This window comes from Yinghuangia soli, assembly GCF_021502675.1.
Lineage (GTDB): Bacteria > Actinomycetota > Actinomycetes > Streptomycetales > Streptomycetaceae > Yinghuangia > Yinghuangia soli.
The window spans coordinates 115,165-139,585 of sequence record NZ_JAKFHA010000005.1 but is presented as its reverse complement, the minus strand read 5'-3'; the positions used below and the strand labels follow the sequence as shown (position 1 = coordinate 139,585).

General features: G+C 72.8%; 22 protein-coding genes and 1 pseudogene. 16 read left to right on the top strand and 7 right to left on the bottom strand.

Features of this window, described 5'->3' with window-relative positions:
• Positions 1–104: 104 nt before the first annotated feature.
• Positions 105–647 (bottom strand): NUDIX hydrolase, encoded by a 543-nt coding sequence (locus tag LZ495_RS11870; RefSeq protein ID WP_235052080.1) that lies wholly within the window; start codon positions 645–647, stop codon positions 105–107.
• Between the two features lie 26 nt (positions 648–673).
• Complete coding sequence (locus LZ495_RS11865; RefSeq protein WP_308267975.1) at positions 674–1,216, bottom strand: Rossmann-fold NAD(P)-binding domain-containing protein; 543 nt, start codon at positions 1,214–1,216, stop codon at positions 674–676.
• A gap of 193 nt (positions 1,217–1,409) precedes the next feature.
• Here LZ495_RS11865 and LZ495_RS11860 point away from each other — a divergent pair, with 193 nt between their 5' ends.
• The 4 genes and pseudogenes from LZ495_RS11860 to LZ495_RS11845 all read left to right on the top strand — a co-directional run.
• Positions 1,410–2,429, top strand: a complete 1,020-nt coding sequence (locus tag LZ495_RS11860) for an LLM class flavin-dependent oxidoreductase (RefSeq protein ID WP_235052079.1) — start codon at positions 1,410–1,412, stop codon at positions 2,427–2,429.
• 118 nt (positions 2,430–2,547) lie between these two features.
• Positions 2,548–3,354, top strand: coding sequence for an enoyl-CoA hydratase/isomerase family protein (locus LZ495_RS11855; RefSeq protein ID WP_235052078.1), 807 nt, complete (start codon positions 2,548–2,550; stop codon positions 3,352–3,354).
• An 86-nt stretch (positions 3,355–3,440) separates the two neighbouring features.
• On the top strand, positions 3,441–3,851 hold the full coding sequence (locus LZ495_RS11850; protein WP_235052077.1) for a VOC family protein: 411 nt from the start codon (positions 3,441–3,443) through the stop codon (positions 3,849–3,851).
• Between the two features lie 366 nt (positions 3,852–4,217).
• Positions 4,218–6,575 (top strand): annotated as a pseudogene (locus LZ495_RS11845) (response regulator); the annotation flags it as partial.
• A 69-nt stretch (positions 6,576–6,644) separates the two neighbouring features.
• Here the strand turns inward: LZ495_RS11845 and LZ495_RS11840 are convergent.
• Together LZ495_RS11840 and LZ495_RS11835 are read right to left on the bottom strand one after the other, a co-directional pair.
• The gene (locus tag LZ495_RS11840) at positions 6,645–8,303 is read right to left on the bottom strand and encodes an alpha/beta fold hydrolase (RefSeq protein ID WP_235052075.1); all 1,659 of its coding nucleotides are present in this window, start codon (positions 8,301–8,303) and stop codon (positions 6,645–6,647) included.
• A 236-nt stretch (positions 8,304–8,539) separates the two neighbouring features.
• Positions 8,540–9,319: a mechanosensitive ion channel family protein gene (locus LZ495_RS11835; protein WP_235052305.1), complete on the bottom strand. Its 780-nt coding sequence runs from the start codon at positions 9,317–9,319 to the stop codon at positions 8,540–8,542.
• Between the two features lie 304 nt (positions 9,320–9,623).
• On the opposite strand from LZ495_RS11835, the gene LZ495_RS11830 reads away from it, so the two are divergent.
• Complete coding sequence (locus LZ495_RS11830) at positions 9,624–10,001, top strand: hypothetical protein (RefSeq protein WP_235052074.1); 378 nt, start codon at positions 9,624–9,626, stop codon at positions 9,999–10,001.
• A gap of 168 nt (positions 10,002–10,169) precedes the next feature.
• Positions 10,170–10,829 carry a methylthioribulose 1-phosphate dehydratase gene (mtnB, locus tag LZ495_RS11825; RefSeq protein ID WP_235052073.1) on the top strand — a complete coding sequence of 220 codons (660 nt, stop codon included), beginning with the start codon at positions 10,170–10,172 and terminating at the stop codon, positions 10,827–10,829.
• A 123-nt stretch (positions 10,830–10,952) separates the two neighbouring features.
• Here the strand turns inward: mtnB and mtnA are convergent, their stop codons facing one another.
• Positions 10,953–11,948, bottom strand: coding sequence for an S-methyl-5-thioribose-1-phosphate isomerase (gene mtnA, locus LZ495_RS11820; RefSeq protein WP_235052072.1), 996 nt, complete (start codon positions 11,946–11,948; stop codon positions 10,953–10,955).
• Positions 11,949–12,453: 505 nt separating this feature from the next.
• Between mtnA and LZ495_RS11815 the strand changes: the two genes are divergently transcribed.
• The 9 genes from LZ495_RS11815 to LZ495_RS44790 all read left to right on the top strand — a co-directional run bounded on the left by LZ495_RS11815 (position 12,454) and on the right by LZ495_RS44790 (position 21,840).
• Entirely contained in the window at positions 12,454–13,608 is a 1,155-nt protein-coding gene (locus LZ495_RS11815) for a BMP family ABC transporter substrate-binding protein (RefSeq protein ID WP_235052071.1), read from the top strand.
• A 31-nt stretch (positions 13,609–13,639) separates the two neighbouring features.
• Positions 13,640–15,262: an ABC transporter ATP-binding protein gene (locus LZ495_RS11810; protein WP_235052070.1), complete on the top strand. Its 1,623-nt coding sequence runs from the start codon at positions 13,640–13,642 to the stop codon at positions 15,260–15,262.
• Positions 15,262–16,461, top strand: coding sequence for an ABC transporter permease (locus LZ495_RS11805; protein ID WP_235052069.1), 1,200 nt, complete (start codon positions 15,262–15,264; stop codon positions 16,459–16,461). The genes LZ495_RS11810 and LZ495_RS11805 overlap by 1 nt, the downstream gene beginning before the upstream one ends.
• 1 nt (position 16,462) lies before the next feature.
• The gene (locus tag LZ495_RS11800; RefSeq protein WP_235052068.1) at positions 16,463–17,506 is read left to right on the top strand and encodes an ABC transporter permease; all 1,044 of its coding nucleotides are present in this window, start codon (positions 16,463–16,465) and stop codon (positions 17,504–17,506) included.
• Entirely contained in the window at positions 17,503–18,285 is a 783-nt protein-coding gene (locus tag LZ495_RS11795; protein WP_235052067.1) for a nucleoside phosphorylase, read from the top strand. The genes LZ495_RS11800 and LZ495_RS11795 overlap by 4 nt, the downstream gene beginning before the upstream one ends.
• A 10-nt stretch (positions 18,286–18,295) precedes the next feature.
• The gene (locus tag LZ495_RS11790) at positions 18,296–18,919 is read left to right on the top strand and encodes a sulfite oxidase-like oxidoreductase (protein ID WP_235052066.1); all 624 of its coding nucleotides are present in this window, start codon (positions 18,296–18,298) and stop codon (positions 18,917–18,919) included.
• Positions 18,906–19,676 (top strand): ferredoxin reductase, encoded by a 771-nt coding sequence (locus LZ495_RS11785; protein ID WP_235052065.1) that lies wholly within the window; start codon positions 18,906–18,908, stop codon positions 19,674–19,676. The genes LZ495_RS11790 and LZ495_RS11785 overlap by 14 nt, the downstream gene beginning before the upstream one ends.
• A 61-nt stretch (positions 19,677–19,737) precedes the next feature.
• Positions 19,738–20,643 carry a GNAT family N-acetyltransferase gene (locus LZ495_RS11780; protein WP_235052064.1) on the top strand — a complete coding sequence of 302 codons (906 nt, stop codon included), beginning with the start codon at positions 19,738–19,740 and terminating at the stop codon, positions 20,641–20,643.
• Between the two features lie 111 nt (positions 20,644–20,754).
• On the top strand, positions 20,755–21,840 hold the full coding sequence (locus LZ495_RS44790) for a tetratricopeptide repeat protein (protein ID WP_235052063.1): 1,086 nt from the start codon (positions 20,755–20,757) through the stop codon (positions 21,838–21,840).
• Between the two features lie 49 nt (positions 21,841–21,889).
• Here the strand turns inward: LZ495_RS44790 and LZ495_RS11770 are convergent, their stop codons facing one another.
• Complete coding sequence (locus LZ495_RS11770) at positions 21,890–22,726, bottom strand: dienelactone hydrolase family protein (protein ID WP_235052062.1); 837 nt, start codon at positions 22,724–22,726, stop codon at positions 21,890–21,892.
• Positions 22,727–22,818: 92 nt separating this feature from the next.
• On the opposite strand from LZ495_RS11770, the gene LZ495_RS11765 reads away from it, so the two are divergent.
• Positions 22,819–23,436 (top strand): TetR/AcrR family transcriptional regulator, encoded by a 618-nt coding sequence (locus LZ495_RS11765; protein ID WP_235052061.1) that lies wholly within the window; start codon positions 22,819–22,821, stop codon positions 23,434–23,436.
• Between the two features lie 101 nt (positions 23,437–23,537).
• Here LZ495_RS11765 and LZ495_RS11760 read toward each other — a convergent pair whose 3' ends face one another.
• Positions 23,538–24,014, bottom strand: coding sequence for a hypothetical protein (locus tag LZ495_RS11760; protein WP_235052060.1), 477 nt, complete (start codon positions 24,012–24,014; stop codon positions 23,538–23,540).
• Positions 24,015–24,421: the final 407 nt, after the last annotated feature.

Sequence of the window (24,421 nt, the reverse complement as noted above, 5' to 3'; positions counted from 1 at the left end):
TGCCGCCCCCACGACCACGCCTGGCCGGCGCCCGCGCGCCCCGCGGGCGCGCAATCCTTGCTGCTCGGCTCCCCCGCCTTCGGGACAGCCTGTCTCCACTGTGGTCAGACCAAGGCCGCAGTGATGTGGCGGACCAGTTCGTGATCGGTGAGGACGCCAGGGCTGCGCCAGAACGCCTCGTCGACCTCCTCGGTCTGGAGGCGGCCGATGTCGCCGGTTGTGCGGAAGACGAACCGGAAGTCGATATGCCAGTGGTCAGGCTCGCTCTTGGCGGGGTTGGCCGGGATCGCGTGGACGTCGATATGCGCGGGAAGTTCGCCCGCAGGGGTGACGAGGGCGGGATCGACGCCGGTCTCCTCGACGAGTTCCCGCAGTGCGGCGGCCATGAGTGTCGTGTCCTGACCCTCGAGGTGCCCGCCGGGGAACAGCCACTTGTCGAGAGCTCGATGGTGGATCTGCAGGAGCCGGCCGTCCGGACGGACCACGATCGCTCCTGCAGTCGCGTGGCCTCGCCATTCGCTACGGGACGCCAGATCTGCTTGCTGTTCAAGGAGTTCGAGGGCCTTGGCGAGGAGGTACTTCTCTCCGGGATGGACGTCGAGATAGGCATCGACGGTGGTACGGATGTGGTCGGCCGTGATCGTCATAGTGGCTCCTCACCGGTTGAAGCTGTTCAGCCAGATCCCCGCGATCGCATCGCGGTCCGCTGGGGCGACCTCATACATACCGGCATCGAGTCCGCCGCGGTGAGCATCGCCGGCCCGGCGAGGATCTCGGCCTGGACGAGGAAAATGAACGGTCCGACGCTCGCACCATGCAGGAAGTTGACCGCGTTGCCGCCGTTAAGCAGGTAGAAGTAGTGCCCGGTCGTCTCGTGCCGGGCGACGTGTGCTCCGGCCGCGGTTTCCGTGTAGGTGTCAGGCAACCCTGCCAGGTCGAGTTCGTCCTCGCTGTTCGTGACCGTGGCGACGTACGCGCCGTTCCGCAGGAGCGGGAAGTCGTCCCCGCGAAGGGCGCGCGCCCCGGTCGCGCAGAGGATCAGGCCGGCCTCACCGAGGGCGCTCTCGCGGTCTCGGGCGACCGTGAACCCCTGGGCGGCGGCCTGGATCCGGCGGACCGGGTCGATGTCGAAAGAAATGCGCGCTCGTCTCGACCGCCTGCCTGGCGTCGACGGCGTCGATGCCCTCGCCGAACGGGTCGCAGCCTTGCGAACCACCGCTGATTGAGCAGCTGGACCGGCGGGGACGCCGGAGTTCTCGCGCCTGCCAAAGGCAGCCGTGGAAGTTCTCTTGTCACGCGCCCGCGGACTGCGGGTGCGCGCGGGCCTTTGGTGTTCGGGTGTGGGAGCGGCGGCGCAGGCGTCGCGGGTGCGGGGGAATTCGGGTCGGGGGTGGTTGTTGGGGTGGGGTATGAGCTCGCTTTTGGGGCGGACGCCCTTTTCCGTTTTGGATCGGTCGCGGACGCGGCGCGGGGAGGCCGTGGGGGCGGCGTTGCGGGCGACGGTGGGGTTTGCCCGGGAGGCGGAGGGGCTGGGGTTCCGGCGGTTCTGGGTGGCGGAGCATCACGGGGTGCCGGGGGTGGCCGGGTCGGCGCCGACGGTGTTGGCGTCGGCGGTGGCGGCGGCCACGGGGCGGATCCGGGTGGGGACCGGGGGTGTGATGCTGCCGAATCATCAGCCGATGGTGGTCGCGGAGCAGTTCGGGGTGCTGGAGTCGCTGTTCCCGGGGCGGATCGACATGGGGTTGGGGCGGTCGGTCGGGTTCACCGGCGGCGTGCGGGAGGCGCTGGGGCGGGGGAAGGACGCGGCGGCCGGGTTCCCGGAGCAGTTGGCGGAGTTGCTGGGGTACTTCACCGGCGAGCAGGCGGTGCATCCGGATGTGCATGCGCGGCCCGCCGAGGGGCTGCGGCCGGCGCCGTTCGTGCTGGCCACCGGTGAGGGGGCCGGGATCGCGGCGCGGGCCGGGGTGCCGCTGGTGATCGCGTTGTTCGGGGGCGAGGAGCGGACGTTGCGGGCCATCGAGGAGTACCGGGCGCAGTTCCGCCCCTCGGTGTGGAGTGCGGAGCCGTACGTGATGCTCGCGGGTGCGGTCGCGGTCGGCGAGGACGAGGCGGACGCGGAGCGCCTGCTGCTGCCGGAGGCCTGGTCGGCGGCGTACTCGCGGACGCACGGGGTCTTCCCGCCGCTGGTGTCCGCCGAGGAGGTCGCCGGGATCGCGATGACGGCCAAGGAGCGGGGGTACTTCGAGGAGGCCTTGCGCGGCCAGATCCGGGGCACCGCAGACCGGGTGGCGGCGGAGTTGGAGGGACTGCTCGGGCGTACCGGAGCGGACGAGTTCATGGTGACGACGAGCACGTACGACCGGGCCGAGCAGTCCGCGGCGTACGCCCGGCTGGCCGCGCTCACGGCCCCGGTGGCCGCCGCGCGCTGAGCCGGGGACGGCGGCGCGCCGCCCCCGGCCGGGCGAAGCACTTGCCACGGTCAAGAAAACCTGTTTTCCTGACTTCTCGCGGGGCGTCCGGCGCCGCATGCCTGGCGAGGAGAGCCCGATGAAGTACGCCGAGATCGAACGACCCGCAGACGGCGTCGCCCTGGTCCGGCTGAACCGCCCGGAGCGCCTCAACGCGCTGAGCCCGAGCCTCGTCGGCGACCTGATCACCGCGTTCCGCAGCCTGAACCGCGAGCGCGGCATCCGCGCCATCGTGCTCACCGGCGCGGGGCGTGCGTTCTGCTCCGGTGCCGATCTGAGCGGCGAGCCGGACCCGGCGCCGGATGCCGAAGGCCGCGGCAAGGTCGGCCTCGTCTACCGGACGCAGGAGCACCTGGTCGACCTGATGCTCGCGGTGCACGAGTGCGAGAAGCCGGTGATCGCCGCGGTGCACGGCGCCGCGGTGGGCGGCGGCCTGGCCCTCGCGCTGGCCTCGGACCTGCGGGTGGCCGACGAGACCGCGAAGTTCGGCTCGGTGTTCATCAAGGTCGGCCTGTCGTCCGCCGACGTGGGCACCAGCTACCTGCTCCCCCGCCTGGTCGGCCCCACCCGGGCCGCCGAACTCATGCTGACCGGACGCCACTTCAGCGCCGCCGAGGCGGACCGCTTCGGGATGCTCAACGCGCTGACCCCGGCCGGCGGGCACCTGGACGCAGCGCTGGAGCTGGCCGGGCAGATCGCGCAGAACTCCGAGTACGGCGTCTGGATGACCAAGAAGGGCCTCTGGTCCGGCATCGAGGCGCACAGCATGCGCCAGCAGCTGGAGCTGGAGAACCGCACGCAGGTGCTGGGCACCTTCACCGGCAACATGACCGAGGCCGCCGCAGCGTTCCGGGAGCGCCGGGCGCCGGTCTGGGAGGACATGTAGGCGGTACGAGGGTGCCGGGCGGCCGCAGAGTTTCGATTAGTCGAAGCATCTGTTCGACATAGCGGTCGCCATGGCACACTGCCGACATGCCGGAGACCGCAGGGAAACCCCGCGTACGCAGCTACAGCCACGTCGGCGTCGCCACCACCGATCTCGACGCGGCCCGCGCCTTCTACATCGGCCTGCTCGGCTTCGAGGAACTGCCGCGCCCCGACCTCGGCCCCGGGATGTGGCTGCGTGTCGGCGACTTGCAGCTGCACTTCGTGCAGACCGACGACATGCCCACGCCGGGCGGCGGTCTGCCGCACATCGCGCTGTACGTGGCCGACGCGGACTTCGACCCGCTGGTCGCCGACCTGCGCGCCGCCGAAGTCCCCTTCCTCATCGAGCCGTTCCACAACGGCGAGGTGTGGGCGGCGTTCGTGTCCGACCCGGCGGGCAACTTCGTCGAACTGACCACGCTCGGCCCGCTCCCCTCGCGCGAGGCATCGGCCTGAGCCCCGCGGGAAGCGACACCCCGAACAGACCCGGTGCGGGACAGGCCAGCCGTCCAGCCTAGGCCTGTACGCGCCGCCGCATGCCCCGATCCGGGCTAATTCGTCCCTACGGCAAAGGCTTTGCCGTGAAGCGCCGTGCCGCCGCCCGTCCGGTGGCAGCATCGCCCGTGTGCCCCCGCGGGACCGGCGAAACCGGCCCCGCGGTGTGCGTCCGCCATGCCCGACCGGGCACGGCGGCGGCAGCGTTGCGACGGCAGCGGTAAGGAGCGGGACCTCATGGGCCTGCGGATTACAGCGGACGACCCGCCGGCGGAAAACTCGGCCGTCATCGGGCAGCGGAACGAACCCCCCTCCGGCGACGCCGACTTGCGCCGGCTCCTGGCCGGCCTGACCTCGGTCCGCAACGGCGACTTCACCACCCGGCTGCCGGTCGACGGCTCCGGCCTGGTGTTCGACATCGCCGTCGTCTTCAACGGCATGGTCGACCAACTCGCCCTGTTCACCTCGGAAGTGACCCGGGTGGCCAGCGAGGTCGGCACCGAGGGCATCCTCGGCGGCCAGGCGAGCGTGCCCAGCGCCAACGGCGCGTGGCGCGACCTCACCGCGTCCGTCAACTCGATGGCCTCCAATCTCACCGGCCAGGTCCGGTCCATCGCGCAGATCGCCACCGCGGTCGCGGGCGGCGACCTGACCCGCAAGATCGACGCGGACGCGCGCGGCGAGATCCTCGAGCTCAAGACCACCATCAACGCGATGGTCCGGTCGCTGCGCGAGACCACGCGGGCCAACCAGGACCAGGACTGGCTCAAGACCAACCTGGCCCGGTTCAGCGCGCTGATGCAGGGCCGCCGCGACCTCGAGGTGGTCGCCGACCTGATCATGCAGGAGCTCACCCCGCTGGTGTCCGCGCAGCACGGCGCGTTCTTCCTCGCCGAGGAGACCCGGTCCGGAACCCGGCTGCGGATGATCGGCGGGTACGGCTGCGCGGTGGACGGCGACCCGCCCCGCACCTTCCGCCTCGGCCAGTCGCTCGTCGGCCAGGCCGCCCGGGCGCAGCGCACCATCGCCGTGGACGACCTGCCGCCCGGCTACGTGACGATCTCCTCAGGGCTGGGGCAGGCCGGCCCCACCAGCGTCCTCGTCCTGCCGATCGTCGTCGAGGAGCAGGTGCTGGGCGTCATCGAGCTGGCCGGATTCACCCCGTGCACCGCGATCCAGCGCGACTTCCTGGACCAGCTCATGGAGTCGATCGGGGTGAACGTCTACACCATCCTGGCGAACGCCCGCACCGACGTCCTGCTCGCCGAGTCGCAGCGGCTGGCCGCCGAGTTGCAGGCCAGGTCCGAGGAGCTCCAGATCCGCCAGGAGGAGTTGCAGATCTCCAACGCCGAACTGGAGGAGAAGGCCGCGCTGCTGGCCACCCAGAAGACCGACATCGAGGCCAAGAACCTGGAGATCGAGCAGGCCCGGCAGGAACTGGAGGCGCGTGCCCAGCAGTTGGCCACCGCGTCCCGCTACAAGTCCGAGTTCCTCGCCAATATGTCGCACGAGCTGCGCACCCCGCTCAACAGCCTGCTGATCCTCGCCCGCATGCTGGCCCAGAACGGCGAGCGCAATCTCACTCCCAAGCAGGTCGAGTACGCCGACGTCATCCACTCCGCCGGTTCGGACCTGCTGCAGCTCATCAACGACATCCTCGATCTGTCCAAGGTCGAGGCGGGCAAGATGGACATCAACTGCGAGCCGGTCCAGATGCGGCAGTTGCTCGACTACCTGGACGCCACGTTCCGCCCGCTGACCGCCCAGAAGGGCCTGGAGTTCCGCGTCTCGGCCGATCCGGCGCTGCCCGCCGAGCTGTTCACCGACGAGTCGCGGCTGCGGCAGGTGCTGTGCAATCTGCTGTCCAACGCGGTCAAGTTCACCGAGTCCGGCTTCGTCGAGCTGCGCGTGGAGCTGCTCGACCCGTCGCCGGCCGCCGCCGAGGGCCGCGTGTTCGGTCCGGCGCTGGCGTTCTGCGTCGGGGACAGCGGGATCGGCATCGCCGACCAGCACCTGGAGACGATCTTCGGGGCGTTCCAGCAGGCCGACGGCACCACCAGCCGCAAGTACGGCGGCACCGGGCTCGGCCTGTCGATCAGCCGGGATCTGGCGTACCTCCTCGGCGGACGCATCACCGCGGAGAGCGAGCCGTACGAAGGCAGCGTCTTCACCCTGCAACTCCCCGTCGTGCACCCCGGTATCGGCGACCCCGGGCCGGACAGCGGCGAGCTGTCGGCCTTCCTGCTGCAGCAAGGCTTCGGCCCCGGGTCCGCGGCACCGTACGGCAAGCCGGCGGACGACGAGGTCCTCAAGGGCCGCAAGGTGCTGGTGGTCGACGACGACGCACGCAACGCCTTCGCGGTGACCAGCATCCTCGAACTGCACGGCATGGACGTGGTCTGCGCCGACAACGGCCGCGAGGCGCTCGACCTGCTGGTCCGCACCGGCGACATCGACGCCGTGCTGATGGACGTGATGATGCCGGAGATGGACGGGTACGCGGCCACCGCGGCGATCCGCGCGGACGCCGCCTTCACGCACCTGCCGATCATCGCGGTCACCGCCAAGGCGATGCCCGGCGACCGGGACAAGAGCCTGGCCGCGGGCGCCACCGACCATGTGACCAAGCCGGTGGACGCGGATGAACTCCTCGACTGCATAAGGCGGTCGATCGCAGGCGGCTGAGCCTGCGAGGGTGGCGGCCGCGACGCAACGCGTCGCAACCGCCGCCCTTCCCGGCCGGCCTACCGCCGGCTACGTCCGGCTGCCCGCACGGTACGGGTTCCCGATCAGCTCGGCCCCGTCCCGCGCCCCTGCCGACGCGCCCGGCGCGACTGTCCCCGGTGCGCTGCCCCGCCGTTCCACCGAGGACGCCGCCGGCGGCGCCGGCGGCTTCTCGTCCGCGCACACCGTCCCGTCCCGGGGTGGGAGTCCGTCGACCAGGTAGCGCACCACCGCCTCCTGCGCGCACACACTGCGCCCGAACGCGGTGTGCCCCTCGGCGGCGAAGGTCAGCAGCCGGGCGTTGTCCAGCCGGCCGGCCAGCGCGACGGCATCCTGGTACGGGGTGTCCGGGTCGCCGGTCGTGCCCAGCACCAGCAGCGGCACCGAACCGGCCGCGGTGTACGGCCCGGTGTGCCGGCTCGGGCGCTCCGCGGGCCAGCGGGTGCACGCGGGCGCGTGGTTGTGGTCGTACGTCGGCGGCCCGTACGCCATCGCCGGGCCCAGCTTCGGCGCCAGCCGCGCCGCCGCGCCCAACCGCGCGGCGAGCATGGCCTCGCCGGGCGGGTAGACCCGGTCGGTGCACTCGACGACGACATTGGGGGTCAGGAACGCGAACGACCCCGGCGAAGGCGGCGAGAGCAGGAAGGACCCCGGGTCGCGGGCCTCGGCGCGGGCCAGCGCGGCGGCCAGGTCCGGCCAGTCGGCGCGGCCGCCGTTGATGTTGAACATGAGCCGGTAGACCAGCGTGTAGCCGTTCGCGGTGCCGCGGCCCGGGATCGCCACCGGGTCCGCGTCCAGCGCGCGCACCAGCCGGTCGAACGCGCCGTGCGGGTCGCCCGCGCCGAACGTGCACTGCGCGGGAGTCGCCGCGCACCAGTCGAGCAGCCGCCCGGCGGCCCGGTCGAGGGCGAGGAACTGCGGCAGGTCGTACGCGTAGGGCTGCTCCGCGTACGCGACCGGGTCGTACGCGCCGTCCAGCGCCATCGCGCGCACCCGCCCCGGGAACAGGTCGGCGTACACGGTCCCGATGTACGTGCCGAACGAGCGCCCGTAGAAGCTGATCCGCTCCTCCCCGAGGGCCGCGCGGATCAGGTCGATGTCGCGCGCGACGTACCCGGTGCCGAGGAACGGCAGCCGGTCCCCCGAAGCCTGCACGCACGCCGCATTGAAGTCCTCGGCCTCGGCGACCGCGCGCGCGAGGCCGTCCGGGCCGGGTGCACCGAGTGCCTCGGTGACGGCCTTCTTGTAGCGGGCGTCGTCCCAGCAGCGCACCTGCGCGCTGCGCCCGACCCCGCGGGCGTCGAAGCCCAAGATGTCGAAGCGCTCGCGGAGTTCGGCGGGCAGATCGGCGTAGTTGTCGTCGACGAAGTCGACTCCGGAGCCGCCGGGTCCGCCGGGCTGCAGGACGAGCGTCCCGATGCGGCGGCCCGGATCGGCGGCGGGCACCCGGATCAGCGGCAGGTCCAGCGCCGCGCCGGCCGGGTCGCGGTGGTCGAGCGGGACCCGGGCGGTGGCGCACTGCGCGCCGCCGGGCCAGGCCCGTCCCGCGGCGCAGGGCTGCCAGTCGAGGACGGGTACGGCGGCGGGGATCGGGGCTGGGGAGGCGGTGGCCGCGGTCGGCGGGCCCGGGTCGACCGCGGTGGCGGGCGAGGCGAGCAGGGCGAGGGCGGCAAATGCGGCGGCAATCATCGGCTCGATGCCACCACGCGGCGACCGTGAAGTCCCGCAGGAGTCACCCGTCCGAGCCGTCTCGTACGAATCTCACCCGGTCGGCGTAGCGTCTTGCCGGTCACCGGAGTTCGTCCCCGCGTTCTCTCCAGCCTGCCTCCGCCGGAACGCCAAACGGCCGCCCCGGTCAAGGGCGGCGGCCGTCCGTTCACCGGCCGGTCAGGGCACTCCGGCCGGAGTTTTCCCACGAAGCCCGGTCAGGAGACGCGGTAGCCCGAGCCCGTGCCGACCGTCTCGCCGACCGCCGCGGCGGCGTCGGCGCGGCCGCGCTGGTACGCGTCCACGCTCGCCCGGGCGTTCACGGTCTCCCGCTCGGCGGTGTCCAGCCAGCGCTCCCAGCGCGAGCGCATGGGCTGCACGAGGCCGCCGCCGACGCCCACGATCACCACGCCGGCGATCGCGGCGAGCACCGCGATCAGCACCGGGCCGGTGACCGAGGTGGCGATGCCCGCCTGGCTCAGCGCCGCGATGGTGCCCAGCGCGACGATGAACGTCCACGCGATGGTCGCCACGGTCTTGCCGTAGGAGACGGCGCCGAGCGCGGCGCCGATGATGTCGCGGACCGCGCGGGCGATGGCCATCGCGACCACGATGATCACGCAGGCCACCATGGCGTCGGGCAGCCACGCGACGATGCCGCTCAGCATGTCGCTGACCGGGTTGGGGCCGAAGACCCCGAAGCCCATCTGCAGGACCATCAGCAGGATCGCGTAGTAGAGGACCTTGGTGATGATCCCGGTCGCGTCGTACTGCGAGCCCTTGAGGGCCTGCGCGACTCCGCCGCGCTCGGCGACCTTCTCGAAGCCGACCTTGCGCAGCAGCCGGTCGGCGACGCGGGCGATGAGCCGCGCGACGATCCAGCCGATGAACATGATGACCAGGAAGGCCACCAGCTTGGGCACGAACTTCGCGATGGTGGCCCAAGCGTCGGTGAACCCCTGGCCGAAGTCGACCGACAGGGCAAGGCTCTGCGACATACGCATGTCTCTCTGCTGCGGGGAAAGCACACCGCGCTGAAGCGCGCGGCGGCCGATATGCGCACAGGGGTAGCACTGCGCGCGGTGCCGAGTCGCGCCGCGGACGGCCTGAATAGGCCGACCGGGTGGGCCTCCCGCCCGATCGAGCGAACGAAGCTCCCACTCGATAAGAGCAATCCGCACATGGCCCGGAACCGCCGCGGGCATCCGGCAGCGGCGGCGTGCGCCGCGCGAACCGTCCCTTGCGGCGCGGCATTCCGGCTTCCGGCCGGCCCGCGCCCGGTATACCGATCGAGGTAAGCCCATGCGTCTCCGCTCCGCCTTCGCCGCCGCCGCTCTCGTCCTCGGTTCCGTCGTCGCGGCGCCGGCCGCCCCGGCGTTCGCGTCGCACAAGGTGCCGTGCGGCAAGATGCCGGCCGACTACGTCGGCACCTTCGCCATCGAGGGCGTGCACGACGTCGCCGTCGAGTTCAAGGCGGACGGCACCCTCGTGCAGAGGTTCTTCGGCATGCCGGTCGGCGAGGGCACCCACAAGACCGGCTACGGCTGGATCATCTTCGAGGTGGGCGGCGAGAAGGTCGTCTCGATCAAGGTCGAGTGCGCGGACCCGTGCGCCGGGCGCGTGACGCGCTTCGAAGCGGTCGACTCCTTCGGCGAGTTCGGCGCCATGGTCCGCGGCTGACCGCGCGCGCCCGCTCCGGTACCGGGCCGCGTACGCCCCGTGCTCCCCCGGCGGCGCGTTCCGCCCCTCGGGACCCCCGGCCGGTCGGCGGCATCAGGATGCGATGATGGCCGACCGGCGCCCCCGACTCCACCCGGTACCCGCGTTTCGTTCGAGAAGGACCGCACCATGACCTCCCCTTCGTCCGCTCCGTCCGGATCCGCCCCCGCCGTCACCGCCGCGGACCGCGCCGCGGCCGGCACCGTCCTGGCCCGCGAGGCCGCCCGGTTCGCCGGACTGGGCTGGATGCGCGGGACCTCGGGCAACCTCTCGGTGGTCGTCTCGTCGGACCCGGTGCGCCTCGCGGTCACCGCGAGCGGCTTGGACAAGGGCGAACTGGGCCCGGACGACCTGGTCGTCGTGGACGGCACCGGCACCCCGGTGGCCGCCGACCAGGGACCGGGCACCCCGCGCAAGCCCTCCGCCGAGGCCGGCCTGCACGCCCGCGTCGTCGCCCTGACCGGCGCCGGCGCCGTCTTCCACGTGCACACCCAGCACGCGGTCCAGGCCGGCGCCCGCTGGCCCGGCGGCATCGAGATCCGCGACCTGGAGATGCTCAAGGGCATCGGCCGCAGCGCGCACGACGAGACCGTCGTCATCCCGGTGATCCCCAACAGCCAGGACATGACCGAACTCGGCGACCGCCTCGAGGCCGCCATGGTCGAAGGCGTCCCCGCAGTAGTGGTGGCCTCCCACGGCATGTACGTGTGGGGCGCCGACCCCATGCAGGCCCGCCACCACGTCGAGATCGTCCAGTGGCTCCTGGAGTACAAGGTGGCCATGGGCTGACCCAGGGCATACGAAACGGGCGGCCCCTCCGCATGGGGGCCGCCCGTTTCTGCTGTCCATCCGAGGTCCGAGCCCGATCCGAGCCCGATCCGAGCCCGGTCCGAGCCCGATCCGCGTGCGGCCCTACGGCTCGATGACGCCCTGTTCGCTGACTATGGCGTCGATCAGGCGGGCCGGGGTGACGTCGAAGGCCGGGTTGAAGGCCCGGGAGGCGGCCGGGGCGACCCGGATGCCGCCCCACTCGAGGACCTCGGACTCGGGGCGCTCCTCGATCTCGATCTCGTCGCCGTGCGCGGTGGCCGGGTCGAAGGTGGTCTGCGGGGCGGCGACGACGAAGGGGATGCCGGCGTCGCGGCAGGCCAGGGCGACGCCGACCGAGCCGATCTTGTTGGCGGTGTCGCCGTTGGCGGCGATCCGGTCCGCACCGATGATCGCCACGTCGACGAGGCCGCGCAGGATGGTGCTGGCCGCGGCGCCGTCCGGCTGGACGAAGTGCGGGATGCCCTCCTGGTCGAGTTCCCAGGCGGTCAGGCGCGAGCCCTGCAGAAGGGGGCGGGTCTCGTCGGCGTAGACGGTCTCGAGGACGCCGCGGGCGTGCAGCTCGCGGATGATGCCGAGCGCGGTGCCCCAGCCGGCGGTGGCCAGGGAGCCGGTGTTGCAGTGCGTGAGGACGCGGAGCGGGCGGCGCTCGACGCGGTCCAGGATCCAGTCCGCCCCGTGCGCGCCGATGGCCTTGTTGGCGGCGACGTCCTCGCGGACGACGGCCTCGGCCTCGGCGAGCACCGCATCGACGCCCTGGGCGACGAAGGGCAGCACGCGGTCCACCCCGCCGGCCAGGTTGACCGCGGTCGGGCGGGCGTCGCGTATGCGGCGTATCGCGTCGTCGAGCGCGGCCGCGTCCCAGTGCTCGCGCTCGGCCTGGAGCATGGCGATCGCCACACCGAAAGCTCCCGAGGCGCCCAGCGCGGGGGCGCCGCGGACCGCGAGGCGCTGGATCGCGTCGATCAGCGTCTCGACATCCGAGACGTCGAGCCGGACGATCTCGTGCGGCAGCGCGGTCTGGTCGATGAGGTCAAGTCCCTTGCCGTGCCAGGCAAGCGAGCGGATTTCGATGGCCACGAGCAGTCCCCAGGAGCGGTGCGGGCGGAGGGTCGGCCGGAGGGGGCGATGATCCGGTACGTCGATCGTATGACCAGGTTGTTAACGGGACGCAATCGGAATCCCGGCCAGGCTGCCCACATGCTGGACATATTGACCACCTGGCGAGACAGGGTGTTAGATTCCCCGAACTTGCCCGATGTGATCATCACACCGGGCTCATCGAGTCCTTCGAGAGGGGGTCAGCCGTGGCCCAGCCGCTCCGCGTCCGCATTACCGCCGACGCGTACGCCGCCGTCGTATCCGACGTCCGCGCAGCGCGCATTCATTCCCGCGGCTGCCCGATGGCGTGCGTTCTCCCGCTCCTTTCCGGCGACTCGACCGACGCGGCCGGCCTTCTTGCGCCGTCCTGTCGCCGCTGCTGCTGTCGCTGAGCACCCCCGCTCACGGCTTCGTGGACCCTGAACGCCGCCGAATCGGCCGCCCGCGCACTCGGCGAACCCGCACCCGATTTCCGAGGACTCCCATGTACCGCATCACCTCCCGCCGCCTGGCGTTCGCCGCCGTCGCCGTGACCGCCGCGCTGACCGCGACCGCGTGCAACGCCTCCGACAAGAAGTCCGACAGCACCGCGAACGCCGGCGGCGACGCGGCCGGCGGCAGCGGCCAGTCGCTGGTCCTGGTCACCCCGGAGCCGGTCGGCGTCAACGACTTCCTGCGCCTCGCGCAGAAGGGCACCGAGAACGCCGCGAAGAAGCTCGGCGGCTCGGCCACCACGCTGGAGAGCAAGGACCCGACCGCGATCCAGCAGAACGTGGAGAGCGCGGTCCGCAAGAAGCCCGCCGTCGTGGTGGCGGTCGGCTTCGAGTTCAACGACGTCATCGCGCAGCAGGCGCAGGCGAACCCGAGCCAGCAGTTCCTGCTCGTCGACTCCTGCATCGAGAAGGCCCCGGCCAACGTGACCTGCGCGGTCTTCCGCGAGCACGAGGGCGCGTTCCTGGCCGGCGCCGAGGCGGGCCTGCTCACCAAGACCGGCAACGTCGGCGCGGTCGTGGCGATCGACTCGCCGCAGATCCGCCGCTTCTCCGACCCGTTCGGCGAGGGCGCCAAGAAGGTCAAGGCGGACGCGTCCTTCACGCAGCTGTTCGTGGGCGGCCAGAACCCGTTCAACGACCCGGCCCGCGCCAAGGAGCAGACCACCGCGCTCAAGACCAAGAACGTCGACGTCGTGATGGGCGCCGCCTCGGCGGCCGGCAACCTCGGCGTGTTCGACGCCGCGAAGGCCAACGGCCAGACCGCGTTCGGCGTCGACGTCAACCAGTGCCCGAAGCAGCCCGGCACGGTCGTCGACAACGTCGTCAAGCACACCGACGTCGCGGTCGAGAAGGCGGTCGAGCAGATCGTCGGCGGCAAGCCCGGCGGCGTCGCGTCGTACGGCCTCAAGGAGGGCGGCATCACGCTGACCGGCCTGGAGCCCGGCGTGGAGAACTCGCAGTGCCTGATCGCGCAGAGCCCGGACGTCATCAAGCAGGTCTCCGCGCTCCGCGACCAGATCGTGGCCGGCCGCCTCCCGGTCCCCGCCCCGGCCCCGCCCAAGATGTCGCCCGCGGGGGGGCCGCCCCCGCCCGGGCCGGCCGCCCTGCCGCACACGGCGCCCCGCACCCAGCAGCACCCGCAGTAGGCAGCACCCGGGTCCGAACGGAAGTCGACCGATGACCGAACCACAGCCGCCCGCCCGCCCCGGCGCGTCCCCGGACGCCCCGGCGCCCGAGGTGGAGCTGCGCGGCATCGTCAAGCGGTTCCCCGGGGTGCTGGCCTGCGACCGCGTCGACCTGGCCGTCGCAGCCGGCGAAGTGCACGCCCTGATGGGCGAGAACGGCGCGGGCAAGTCCACGCTGATGTCGGTGCTCTACGGCCTGCAGCGGCCGGACGCCGGGCAGATCCTGCTGCGCGGCACGCCGCACTCCTTCACCTCGCCCCTGCAGGCCATCGACGCCGGACTCGGCATGGTCCACCAGGGCTTCAAGCTGTTCCCGTCGCTGTCCGTCACCGAGAACGTCGTGTACGGCTCCGAACCGGTCCGCCGCGGCCTGGTCGACCGGGCCGCGGCCCGCGCGAAGGTCGCCGAACTCGTCGAGCGGCACGGCCTCCAGGTCCCGCCGGACGCCAAGGTCGGCAGCCTGCCGGTCGGCGTCCAGCAGCGCGTCGAGATCCTCAAGCTGCTCTACCGCGACGCCCGCGTGCTGATCCTGGACGAGCCGACCGCGGTGCTGACCCCGGCCGAGGCCGACCGGCTGCTCGAGGTCGTGCGCGGCCTGGCCGCCGCGGGCCGCACCGTGCTGCTGGTCACCCACAAGCTGCACGAGGTCATGGCGGTCAGCGACAACGTCACGGTGCTGCGCGACGGCCGCGTCACCGCGCGCCTGGCCACCGCGGCCACCGGCCCGGCCGAGATCGCCGCCGCGATGACCGGGCGCGACGTCGACCTGGACCGCAGCCACCCGGCAGGCACGCCCGGCAATGAGGTACTCACCGTGCAGGGCCTGACCGTGCCGGCCGGCAGCGGCGGCGCGAAGCCGCTGGTGGACGCGGTGTCGCTGGAGGTCCGGGCGGGCGAGATCGTCGGCATCGCCGGGGTGGCCGGCAACGGGCAGAGCGAACTGGTCGAGGCGCTGGCCGGGTTGCGGCACGCGAGCGCCGGCCGGGTGGTCGTGGCCGGCACCGAGGTCGCATCCGGCGGCAAGGGCGCGAGTGTGGCCAAGCGCCGCGCGGCGGGCCTGGCGTACGTCCCCGAAGACCGCGCCGAAGTGGGCGCGGCCCGCACCGCGCCGCTGGCCGACAACCTGGCGATGGGCTTCCACCGCAGTGCGCCGATCGCGGGGCGCGGCGGCCTGCTGCGGCGTTCCGCGCTGCGCGCGCACGCGGCACGGGTGATCGAGCGCTTCGGGGTCAAGGCCGCCTCGGGTGCGGTGCCGATCGGCACCCTGTCCGGCGGCAATCAGCAAAAGGCCATCCTGGGCCGCGAGATCACCCACGACGCGCCCCTGCTGATCGTCGAACAGCCCACCCGCGGCGTCGACATCGGCTCGATCGAGAACATCCATGCGCGGCTCGTGGAGTACCGCGACGCCGGGCACGGAATCCTGCTGGTCTCCGCGGAGCTGAGCGAGGTCCTCGCGCTCTCCGACCGGGTGCTGGTGATGTACGAGGGCCGCGTGGTGGCCGAACTCCCGCGCGCCGAGGCCGATGCGCAGACGGTCGGCCTGGCGATGGCGGGCGGTACGGCGACCGGCGGCACGGCCGCGGATCCGGCGGCGAAGGCGAAGGCACTGTGATGAGCACCGGAACCACCACTCCCGCCGCGGCCCGGGCGCTCGGCTTCGTCCGGCGCGCGCTGCTGTCCCCCGTCACCGTCGCGGTGCTCGCCGGGTTCGTGCTGGGCGCGGTCATCCTGGCCTCGACCGGCGCCGACCCGCTGGCCGCGTACCAGGCGATCTTCGAGACCGCGCTGGGCTCCGAGGGCCTGAGCGACACCCTCACCAAGTCGATCCCGATCGTCGGCATGGCGGTCGCGCTGGCGATCCCGCTGCGGGCCGGCCTGGTGAACCTGGGCGGCGACGGGCAGTTGGTGCTCGGCGCGCTCGCGGCCGGGCTGGTCGGCCTGTACTCGCCGCTGCCCGCCGCGCTCACCGTGGTGCTGGCGCTGCTCGCCGGCATCGTCGCGGGCGGCCTGTGGGCCGCGCTGGCCGCCGTCCTGGAGACGGCGTGCGGCGTCCCGCTGCTGGTCAGCAGCCTGCTGCTGAGCTACCCGGCGGTCTCGCTGGTGTCGTACCTGATCCGCTTCAAGCTGCTCGAACCGGGCAGCGGCATCCCGCAGTCGGAGAAGCTGCCCGCCGGGGTGCGGCTGCCGGAGTTCATGACGGACGGCGGTCTCGGCACGGGTGTCAGCATCGGCATCTTCCTGGTCGCCGCGGCCGGACTGGTCTTCGCGTTCGTCGAGGCGCGCACCTCGGCCGGCTTCGAGCTGCGCATGACCGGGCTCGGTGCCCGCTTCTCGGCCTACGCGGGCGTGGACCGGCCGCGGCTGACGCTGCGCCTGATGTTCGCCTCCGGCGGCCTGGCCGGCCTGGTCGGCGCGATCGCGGTGCTGGGCTTCCCGTACCGGCTGACCGACGGCGCGCTGACCACGCCGGGCTACACCTGGACCGGCCTGCTGGCCGCACTGCTCGCGGCCGCGTCGCCGCTGGGCACGATCGTGGCCGGGTTCTTCTTCGCGGTGCTGACCGTCGGCGGCTTCGGCATGGAGCAGGAGACCGCGGTACCGCAGCAGCTCACGCAGGTGCTGCAGGCCGTCATCATCCTCTTCCTGGCGGTGCGGACCGGGGTGTTCGCGAAGGGCGGGTGGCTGCGCCGCCGGCGGACCTCCGAACCCGGTGCCCCGCCCGGCGGATCGTCGGGCGCGCCGCCGGGCATCCCGGCCCAGCCCGTGACCGCGGACCCGGACCCGTCCGCCGCGCCGAGCGGAGGCCGCTGACATGTCGTTCGACGCCGAACTCGTCTTCTCCGCGCTGCGCGCGCTCACCCCGGTGCTGTTCGCGGCCCTGGGCGGAGCCCTCTGCGAACGCGCGGGCGTCTTCAACGTCTCACTCGAAGGCACCCTGCTCTCCGGCTGCTTCGCGGCCGTCGCGGGCAGCTGGTACACCGGCAGCGCGTGGGGCGGCGTGCTCGCCGCCGTACTGGCCGGCACCGCCTTCTCGGCGATCCTCGCGATCGGCGCGGTGAGCCTGGGGGCCGACGCGGTCGTGGTGGGCATCGCGCTCAACCTGCTCGCGGTCGGGCTGACCGGGTTCTTGCTGCGTACCGTCTTCGGTACCCAGGGCACCTTCAGCGACCCGGACTTGCAGGGTCTGGAACCGGTCGACATCCCCGGGGTCTCGTCGATCCCGTTCGTCGGCGATGCGATCTCCGGGCACTCGCCGCTGGTCTACCTGTCGTGGGTCGCGGTCGCGGTGATCGCGGTGCTGCTGTCCCGGCACCGCTGGGGTGTGCGGCTGCGCGGCGTGGGCGAGGCGCCCGACGCGGCGCAGAGCCTGGGCGTGAGCGTGGCGAAGTACCGCTACGCGGCGGTCCTGGTGTCCGGTGCGCTGTGCGGCCTGGGCGGTGCGCAGCTCGCGCTCGGCAACGTGACGCTGTTCTCCGAGAACATGACCGCGGGCCGTGGCTGGATCGCGGTGGTCGCGGTCATGCTGGGCCGGGCGCTGCCGGTCGGCGTGCTGCTGGCCGCCCTGCTGTTCGGCCTCGTCGAGGCGTTCGGCTTCCGGCTGCAGGGCGAGGGCATGCCGCAGCAGGCCGCGGACGCCGCGCCGTACGTCATGACGCTGGCCGCCTTGTTCCTGGCCACCCGGCCGAGATTCCGCGACGGGCTGGTGCGGCGGCGGCCGTCCGGCAAGGCTGCTGCCGGGGGCGGTTCCGGCGGACCGGGCGAGAGACCGCCCGGGCCGCCCGGCCCCCGCGGTCCTGCCGACCCGCCCGCCTCCGGTACTTCCTCTCCCGTTCCCACCTTGGAGCCGAACCCATGACCGCCGCCGCCGAGCGCCCCGCCCTCCTGCCGATCACCAAGATCCCGAGCTCCGGCCTGCCCGCGTACGCGCTGGTCGTCGGCGACCCGGCGCGTGCCGGGCTGGTCGCCAAGCACCTCGACGGTGCCGAGCAGATAGGCAGCAACCGCGAGTACGTGACGTACTCGGGGACGTGGCGCGGCGTGCCGGTCGTCGTCTCCTCGCACGGCGTCGGCGGCCCCGGCGCGGTGTGCCTGTTCGGCGAGCTGGCCGAGGCGGGCGTCACCACGATCATCCGGCTCGGCACCGCGGGGGCGATGGCGCGCGGCATCGGGGACGGCGACCTGATCGTCGCCGAGGCGGCGGTCCGCGACGACGGCGTGACCCAGCAGCTCGTGCCGGCCGAGTTCCCGGCCGCGTCGACGCCCGAGGTCGTCCTGGCGCTGCAGGCCGCGGCCCGCGAGCACAGCGCGCCGTACCACCGCGGCAACGTGTGGACCCGGGCGGCGTTCCTGCCCGGCGTGCTCGAACTGCCGATGGTGCCGTACCAGCGGGCCGGCGTGCTGGCGATCGAGATGGAGCTGTCCGCGTTGCTGGTCTTCGCGGCGCTGAACGGCCTGCGCGCGGGCGGCGCCCTGGTGATCGACGGCATCGCCGCCGACGACCTGGTCGACGAGTCCGGCAACAGCGGCTACGACCCGCACCGCCAGGTCGTGGCGGACGGCGTCGAGCGCGCCGCGACGGTGGCGCTGGACGCGGTGTGGCGACTGGCCCAGGACGACGCCGCCGCGCAGGCCTGACGGGAGACCCGTGAGCACCGCTTCTCCGCCCACCCGCGGGTTCGTCGGCCGGCACGCGGCCGACGCCCGCGACCCGCGGCTGCCTCCTGGTCAGTACGACGCGCACGACGCTTTCCCGGTGCTGTCCGCCGAGGCGACCCCGGAAATCGCGGCCGCCGACTGGACGTTCCGCATCGACGGGCTGGTCGGCGCGCCGCGGACGTGGACCTGGGACGAGGCCCGGGCGCTGCCGCCGAGCACGTACGAGGGCCCGATCCACTGCGTGACGTCGTGGTCCAAGCTGGCCACCCGCTTCACCGGCGTGTCCGTGGACAGCTTCCTGGACGCCGTGCAGCCGCACCCGTCCGCGACCCATGTCGTCGCGCACTCCCACACCGGCTACACGACCAACCTCGCGCTCGCCGACCTGACCGGCGGCAAAGCATGGATCGCGTTCGACTACGAGGGCGAGCCGCTGACCGCGGCGCACGGCGGCCCGGCCCGGCTGCTGGTCCCGCACCTCTACTTCTGGAAGAGCGCGAAGTGGATCGCCGGGCTGCGGCTGGTCGGCGCCGACGAGCCGGGCTTCTGGGAGCGCAACCGCTACCACCACCGGGGCGACCCGTGGGCGGAGGAACGCTATGCCGGCGACTGACGATCTGCTGCCCCCGCTCCCGGAGTTCGCCGCGCCGGGCCGCGTCGCGCCCAGCCTGCGCGGCCGGGTCCAGTGGCAGCACGCGGAGGTCGTCGCGGTGCGCCGGGAGACCCCGGGGCTGCGTACCGTGCGGCTGGCCCTGCCGGTGTGGAACGAGCATGTCGCGGGCCAGCACTACATGGTCCGGCTCACCGCCGCCGATGGGTACACCACGCAGCGGCACTACTCGGTGGCCTCTCCCCCGGGCGACACCGGGCACATCGACCTGACCGTCGACCGGGTCGAGGGCGGCGAGGTCTCCGGCTACTTCCACACCGTCGCGCGGCCCGGCGACCGCATCGAAGTACGCGGCCCCCTCGGCGGGTTCTTCGCGTGGTCCGGCGACCGCCCGGCGCTGCTGGTCGGCGGCGGCTCCGGCGTGGTCCCGCTGGTCTCGATGCTCCGGCACGCCCGCAGCGTCCCCGGCACCGCGGACCTGCACCTGGTGGCGTGCGTACGCACCCCCGAAGACCTGCCGTACGCCTCGGAGTTGGCATCCGCGCCCGACGTCACCGTGGTGCACAGCCGCCGGGCCCCCACCGGGCAGCCGGTCGGCCGGCTCACCGCCGAAACGCTGGCTCCGCACGCGGCACAGGCCCTCGCCGAGGACCGCGAGGTCTTCGTATGCGGCTCGACGTCCTTCGCCGAGTCGGTCGCCAAGCCCCTGCTGACCGCCGGTCTGCCGCCCACCCACCTGCGCATCGAACGCTTCGGCTGACGGAACCCCGCGCCGCCGCATCTCGTTGTGGTGCCACGGGAAGCCGAACGCAGGAGGCGCCATGCCCGAGACGACCGCATCCGACCTGGCGGTCCGCACGCTGTCCGCCGCGGACCTCCCGGCCGTCCTGGACCTGGTGAACGCCGACCGGGTGCCCGGCCAGCCGCCGACGGACGCCGCCATGCTGGCCGAGGCCCTGGCCGGCCGCTCCCCGGTCGACGGCGGCTGGTGGGCCGAACTGGCGCCGCCGACCACCGAAATCGCGCATGACACCATGGGCCGCCCCGTCGGCGTCGTCTCGTACGCGACCCGCCCCCGCGACGGTGCCGGACTCATCCTGTGGCTGCACTGCCGCGAAGACGAAGCGGTCGCCGACCTCCTGCTGCGCCGCGCCCTGGACGCACTGGGCCGTGACCGGACCGTACGCGCCTTCGACTTCGCCTCCGCGCTCTCGCTGGGCCTGGAGGGACTCCCGTCCGGGCACCGCCCCGCCACCCGTCGAGCCCTGGCCGCGCACGGCTTCGCCGCCGAAGACCTCTGGCGCTACATGCACGCCGGCCTCCCCCTGCCCGGCCTCACGCCTCTCGACCCCCGCTTCACCTGCCAGGCATCCGACAGCACCGACCCGCCCGGCCGCGTCCTCCACGTCCGCGACGGCAGCGGCGCAGTAGTCGCGGACGCCACGGTCGGCACCCCGGTCTCCGGAATCGGCGTGCTGTGGTGGATCGGCGTCGCCACCCACGCCCGCGGCCGCGGCCTGGGCGCAGGTCTTCTGGCCGCCGCCCTCGACGAACTGAGCGCACTCGGCGCCCGCGAGGTGATCCTCTATGTCGACGACGACGCCCCCGCCGACGACCCCGAACGCAGCCGAGCCGCCGCCAACCGCATGTACGACCGAGCCGGCCTCACCGAAGTAGACCGCCTCCACTCCTTCACCCGAACCCCGCACGCCGCCCCCGAACGCTAGGCCGCCGCAGCCGATCCGACCCGTGGTGACCGTCGCCCGGCGGGGGTCTGCCAGGATCATGGACCGCCCTCGTTCCGGGACGCCGGAGCGGGCGACCATGAGGGGGACCCGGTGAAGTGGTTCAGGACGCAGCCTCGGCAGGGCGCGGTGTTCTGGAGGCGCCTCAGGGAGGCCGAACAGCACCTGCAAGGGCGCCGGTTCGCGGAGTCGCTGGCCATGCTGGACTGGGTGATCGTGGAAGGCAGCGGACGCTACCTGCCGCCATTCGGCGAGTGCATGGGCCAGGTGCACGTGTGCAGGCTGTTCGCGCTGGCCGAGCTCGGTCGGGCGCCGGAGGCCTGGGAGCACTTCAGCTCGGTCATGCCCGGGTTCCTGGCCACCGGTCCGCAGGCCGGGGATTCCGTACGCGCGCTGCGCGCCATGATGGGCCAAATACTGCTGCGGCACGGCCACGACGATGCGGCCCAGGAGCACTTCGCCCTGGTCCTGGCCGAGTGCCAGGCGACCGGGAATTCCGCCGAGGCACTCGCCTGGAACGTCAAGTTCGTCGGGTACGAAGTCGTGACGGGGCGCGCCGAGGCCGGCGAGAGGCGAGCCCGGGTCGTCCTGCCGCAGTTGGACGCCGTGCAGATGGCCGAGGAAGACCGGAAGAAGTCGACCGGCTTGGTGCGTGGGCTTCTCGCCATCGCGCTCGCCGAGTCGGGCCGCCCGGACGAGGGCGTGCGGGAAGCCGAGTCGGCGGTGGCCGAACTCACCGGTCTGCACGGCTCGGACTGCGACTGCGCCGACCTCGCGCGCCGGATCCGCGCATTCGCTCTGGTGGAGTCGGGTCGCGCCGACGAGGCCGAGGCGGAACTGCGCACGATGCTTGCGGCCTTCGATACGGAAGACCACGCCGGTCGCACGCAGCTCGGCAGTCTGCGCAGCGTTCTCGGCCAGGCCCTCGTCGCCCAAGGGCGGCATGCCGAGGCGGTGGCGGAGCTGCGCCCGGCGATCCCGCTGCTGAGCAGTACGCAAGGATCCGGCGCGCCGGTCACCCTGGACGCCGCATCAGTGCTCGCCCGGGCTCTCCAAGCGTCCGGCGAGCCGGCCGAGGCGCGCGAGATCCTGTCCGCGGCGCTGCAGGCCGGCGAGTCCGGGCCGGACCGGGGCCACCCCGAGGTCGCCCGGATCCGCGAACGGCTGGCCGCGCTGTAGTTCAGGGCGCCCAGGCGAGTCCGGCCCGCGACCGCATGCTGTGGATGGCTCAGGGCGCGGGGTGCAGGCGCTGTCGCAGGAAAGCGAGGATTTCGTCGCGGGCCTGGATGGTGGGGTGGCCTTCCTCGTCGACGAGGTGGGCGGTGACGACGCTGTGCGGGGTCTGGACCATGTCGCGGAAGAAGGGCGGCGGTTCGGGGTTGGCGTATGTGCCGGGCAGGACGCGGCCGTCAAAGCGGGGGCCGAGGAGGCGGGTGTAGGCCGCGAAGCGTTGCGCGGTGCACCATTTGTCGTTGTCGAAGCGCCAGGCGAGGGCGGTGAGTCCGTCCCGCTCGAAGCGGTCGCGGATGGCGGCGGCGTCCTCCGCGGAGAGTTCGAGGGCGGCGGGGTCGTCGAGGGGCAGTGAGGGCTGGCCGAGGACCGGGGCGATGACCGACGGTTCCAGGGTCATGCTCAGGGCGAAGTTGCCGGTGAAGCACATGCCGACCGCGCCGACGCCGGGGCCGCCGCATTCGTCGTGGGCCATGCGGGCGAGCGCCCGGAGCCAGTGCACGACGGGGCTGGTGCCGCCGCCGGCGAAGGCCCGGAACTCGCGGCTGACGCAGGCCCGTTTCATGATCGGCTCGGCCAGGGCGACCGTGGGGTAGGCGCCGTCGACGCCGAAGAGGGACGGCAGGTACACGGTGAAGCCGGCCTCCCGGACCCAGCGGGCGAAGCGCACGACGTCGGGGCTGATGCCCGGCATCTCGGGCATCACGATCACCGCGGGACCGGAGCCGGCGACGTGGACCGCGCGCTCTTCGTCCAGGTGCGCGACCGTGCGCCGGGTGAAGCCGTCCAGGACCGAGGGCGCCCGGTGCGTCGTGCCGTTGTCGTCGGACTCCATCGGCGGCCTCCTTGGCGGTGAGACTATGCGACCGATCGGTCGCAATCTGCCGCGGAGATTACACGTCCGGTCGGTCGCATACAATCGCCGGCATGGCCTCCGACCCGTCCGCTGCGTCCGACCGCCCCGACGGCCGCCGTGCCCGCGGGGACCGCACGCGGCACGAAGTCGCCCGGCATGCCGCGCGATCCGCGACCGTCCACGGGCTGGACGCCATCACCGTCGGCACGCTCGCCGCGCAGACCGGGCACAGCAAGAGCGGCATCCTCACGGTGTTCGGCACGCGCGAGGCCATCCAGCTGGCGGCCGTCGCCGAAGCCCGGGTGCTGTATGTGGAGCACGTCATCGGCCCGGCCCGGCGGGCCGCCCCCGGCACGCCGAGGCTCCGGGCGCTGCTCGGCAATTGGGTCGCCTACCTGCGCGCGGGGGTCTTCCCCGGCGGGTGCTTCATCACCACGACCTCGGTGGAGTACGGCCATCGCGATGGCCCGGTGGCCGAGGCGGTCCGCGCGCTCGCCCGCGAGTGGCTCGGGCTTCTGGAGGCCGAACTCGCGGCCGCGGGCAGCGCGTCCCCCGAGGACGACGCGTTCCGCATCGATGCGTACCTGCGCGCCGGCAACACGCGCTTCCAGCTGTACGGCACCGCCGAGGACCTGGACCGGGCCTACCGCTTCGCGCTCGCCGTCGTCGCCGAAGACCCTGGAGCCTGAGAATCCGCGAGGCGCGGAACGCACGACGCGGGAAGGCCCCGGGCGACGGGGATCGCTCGGGGCCTTCTCCTGGGGGGTGGGACAGGTGGACTGAGGGTGCGTCAGGCCGCGGCCACCAGGTCGGCGCGGGTGGCGAGCACCGCGGTCCGCGGGGCGCCGACCGGGGTCAGTACGACCGCCGGGCGGGCGGTGCGGCCGAAGACCACCAGGCGCAGGACCACGAAGCGGCCGAGCCCGGCCAGGGCGGACGCGGACAGGTACACGGCCTGCTGGGTGAGCGCTCCGGCGTGCGGGGCGACCGCGTCCAGGACCAGCATCGCGGTGGTGGTGAAGAGGTACGCGATGACCGCGGTCCCGGTGGACTCCAGGTGCACACGCCAGGACGCCCGTCCCTTGCGGAAGGTGATCCGGCTGTGCAGTTCGTTGCAGAGCAGCGTGGAGACGACCGTGACGATCGCGTTCGCGGCCGCGATCGGCATCGAGCCGGTCATGAGCATCAGGGCGCCGCTGGAGAGAAGACCGACACCGCCGCCGCAGACGACGAAGCGGATGAACGCGGCAACTGCGGTGCGGTTCATCGGTATCCCTCCCCTTTACTACAGTTGTAGAGGCGCCTGCTGCGACTCGGAGACTGTAGCGAGTTCGTCTCTACGGCTGTAGTGGTTTTTCCGGCTGCGGCCCGGCCTTGGCGTCAGCCGGCCGAACCGTTCGAAGCTGTCGGAGATATGACCGAAACCGCGCAGCAAATGTGACGCTTGAAAATGTGAGCCCGGCCACATTCCCGCGGGACCGCTGCCGTCCCGCCCCGCCCCGTCGTTCCCCTTGTTTCGTCCACACCAGAAGTCTGTCGGCAGAACGCCGGCAATTCGTCCTCCCTGAAGAGGGATCTCATCCCTGCCCTAGTCCTCCGGGAGACCCCTGAGTCGTACTCAGGGAAGAGTACGAATCACCCCGGGGAGTACTACTTCTGCGGCAGACCTGCGGC

Excerpts from the sequence above, each read along its gene's own strand:
- LZ495_RS11870 (WP_235052080.1), bottom strand. The coding sequence starts at position 647 with ATGACGATCACGGCCGACCACATCCGTACCACCGTCGATGCCTATCTC.
- LZ495_RS11860 (WP_235052079.1), top strand. The coding sequence starts at position 1,410 with ATGAGCTCGCTTTTGGGGCGGACGCCCTTTTCCGTTTTGGATCGGTCG.
- LZ495_RS11855 (WP_235052078.1), top strand. The coding sequence starts at position 2,548 with ATGAAGTACGCCGAGATCGAACGACCCGCAGACGGCGTCGCCCTGGTC.
- LZ495_RS11850 (WP_235052077.1), top strand. The coding sequence starts at position 3,441 with ATGCCGGAGACCGCAGGGAAACCCCGCGTACGCAGCTACAGCCACGTC.
- LZ495_RS11840 (WP_235052075.1), bottom strand. The coding sequence starts at position 8,303 with ATGATTGCCGCCGCATTTGCCGCCCTCGCCCTGCTCGCCTCGCCCGCC.
- LZ495_RS11835 (WP_235052305.1), bottom strand. The coding sequence starts at position 9,319 with ATGTCGCAGAGCCTTGCCCTGTCGGTCGACTTCGGCCAGGGGTTCACC.
- LZ495_RS11830 (WP_235052074.1), top strand. The coding sequence starts at position 9,624 with ATGCGTCTCCGCTCCGCCTTCGCCGCCGCCGCTCTCGTCCTCGGTTCC.
- mtnB (WP_235052073.1), top strand. The coding sequence starts at position 10,170 with ATGACCTCCCCTTCGTCCGCTCCGTCCGGATCCGCCCCCGCCGTCACC.
- LZ495_RS11815 (WP_235052071.1), top strand. The coding sequence starts at position 12,454 with ATGTACCGCATCACCTCCCGCCGCCTGGCGTTCGCCGCCGTCGCCGTG.
- LZ495_RS11810 (WP_235052070.1), top strand. The coding sequence starts at position 13,640 with ATGACCGAACCACAGCCGCCCGCCCGCCCCGGCGCGTCCCCGGACGCC.
- LZ495_RS11805 (WP_235052069.1), top strand. The coding sequence starts at position 15,262 with ATGAGCACCGGAACCACCACTCCCGCCGCGGCCCGGGCGCTCGGCTTC.
- LZ495_RS11800 (WP_235052068.1), top strand. The coding sequence starts at position 16,463 with ATGTCGTTCGACGCCGAACTCGTCTTCTCCGCGCTGCGCGCGCTCACC.
- LZ495_RS11795 (WP_235052067.1), top strand. The coding sequence starts at position 17,503 with ATGACCGCCGCCGCCGAGCGCCCCGCCCTCCTGCCGATCACCAAGATC.
- LZ495_RS11785 (WP_235052065.1), top strand. The coding sequence starts at position 18,906 with ATGCCGGCGACTGACGATCTGCTGCCCCCGCTCCCGGAGTTCGCCGCG.
- LZ495_RS11780 (WP_235052064.1), top strand. The coding sequence starts at position 19,738 with ATGCCCGAGACGACCGCATCCGACCTGGCGGTCCGCACGCTGTCCGCC.
- LZ495_RS11770 (WP_235052062.1), bottom strand. The coding sequence starts at position 22,726 with ATGGAGTCCGACGACAACGGCACGACGCACCGGGCGCCCTCGGTCCTG.
- LZ495_RS11765 (WP_235052061.1), top strand. The coding sequence starts at position 22,819 with ATGGCCTCCGACCCGTCCGCTGCGTCCGACCGCCCCGACGGCCGCCGT.
- LZ495_RS11760 (WP_235052060.1), bottom strand. The coding sequence starts at position 24,014 with ATGAACCGCACCGCAGTTGCCGCGTTCATCCGCTTCGTCGTCTGCGGC.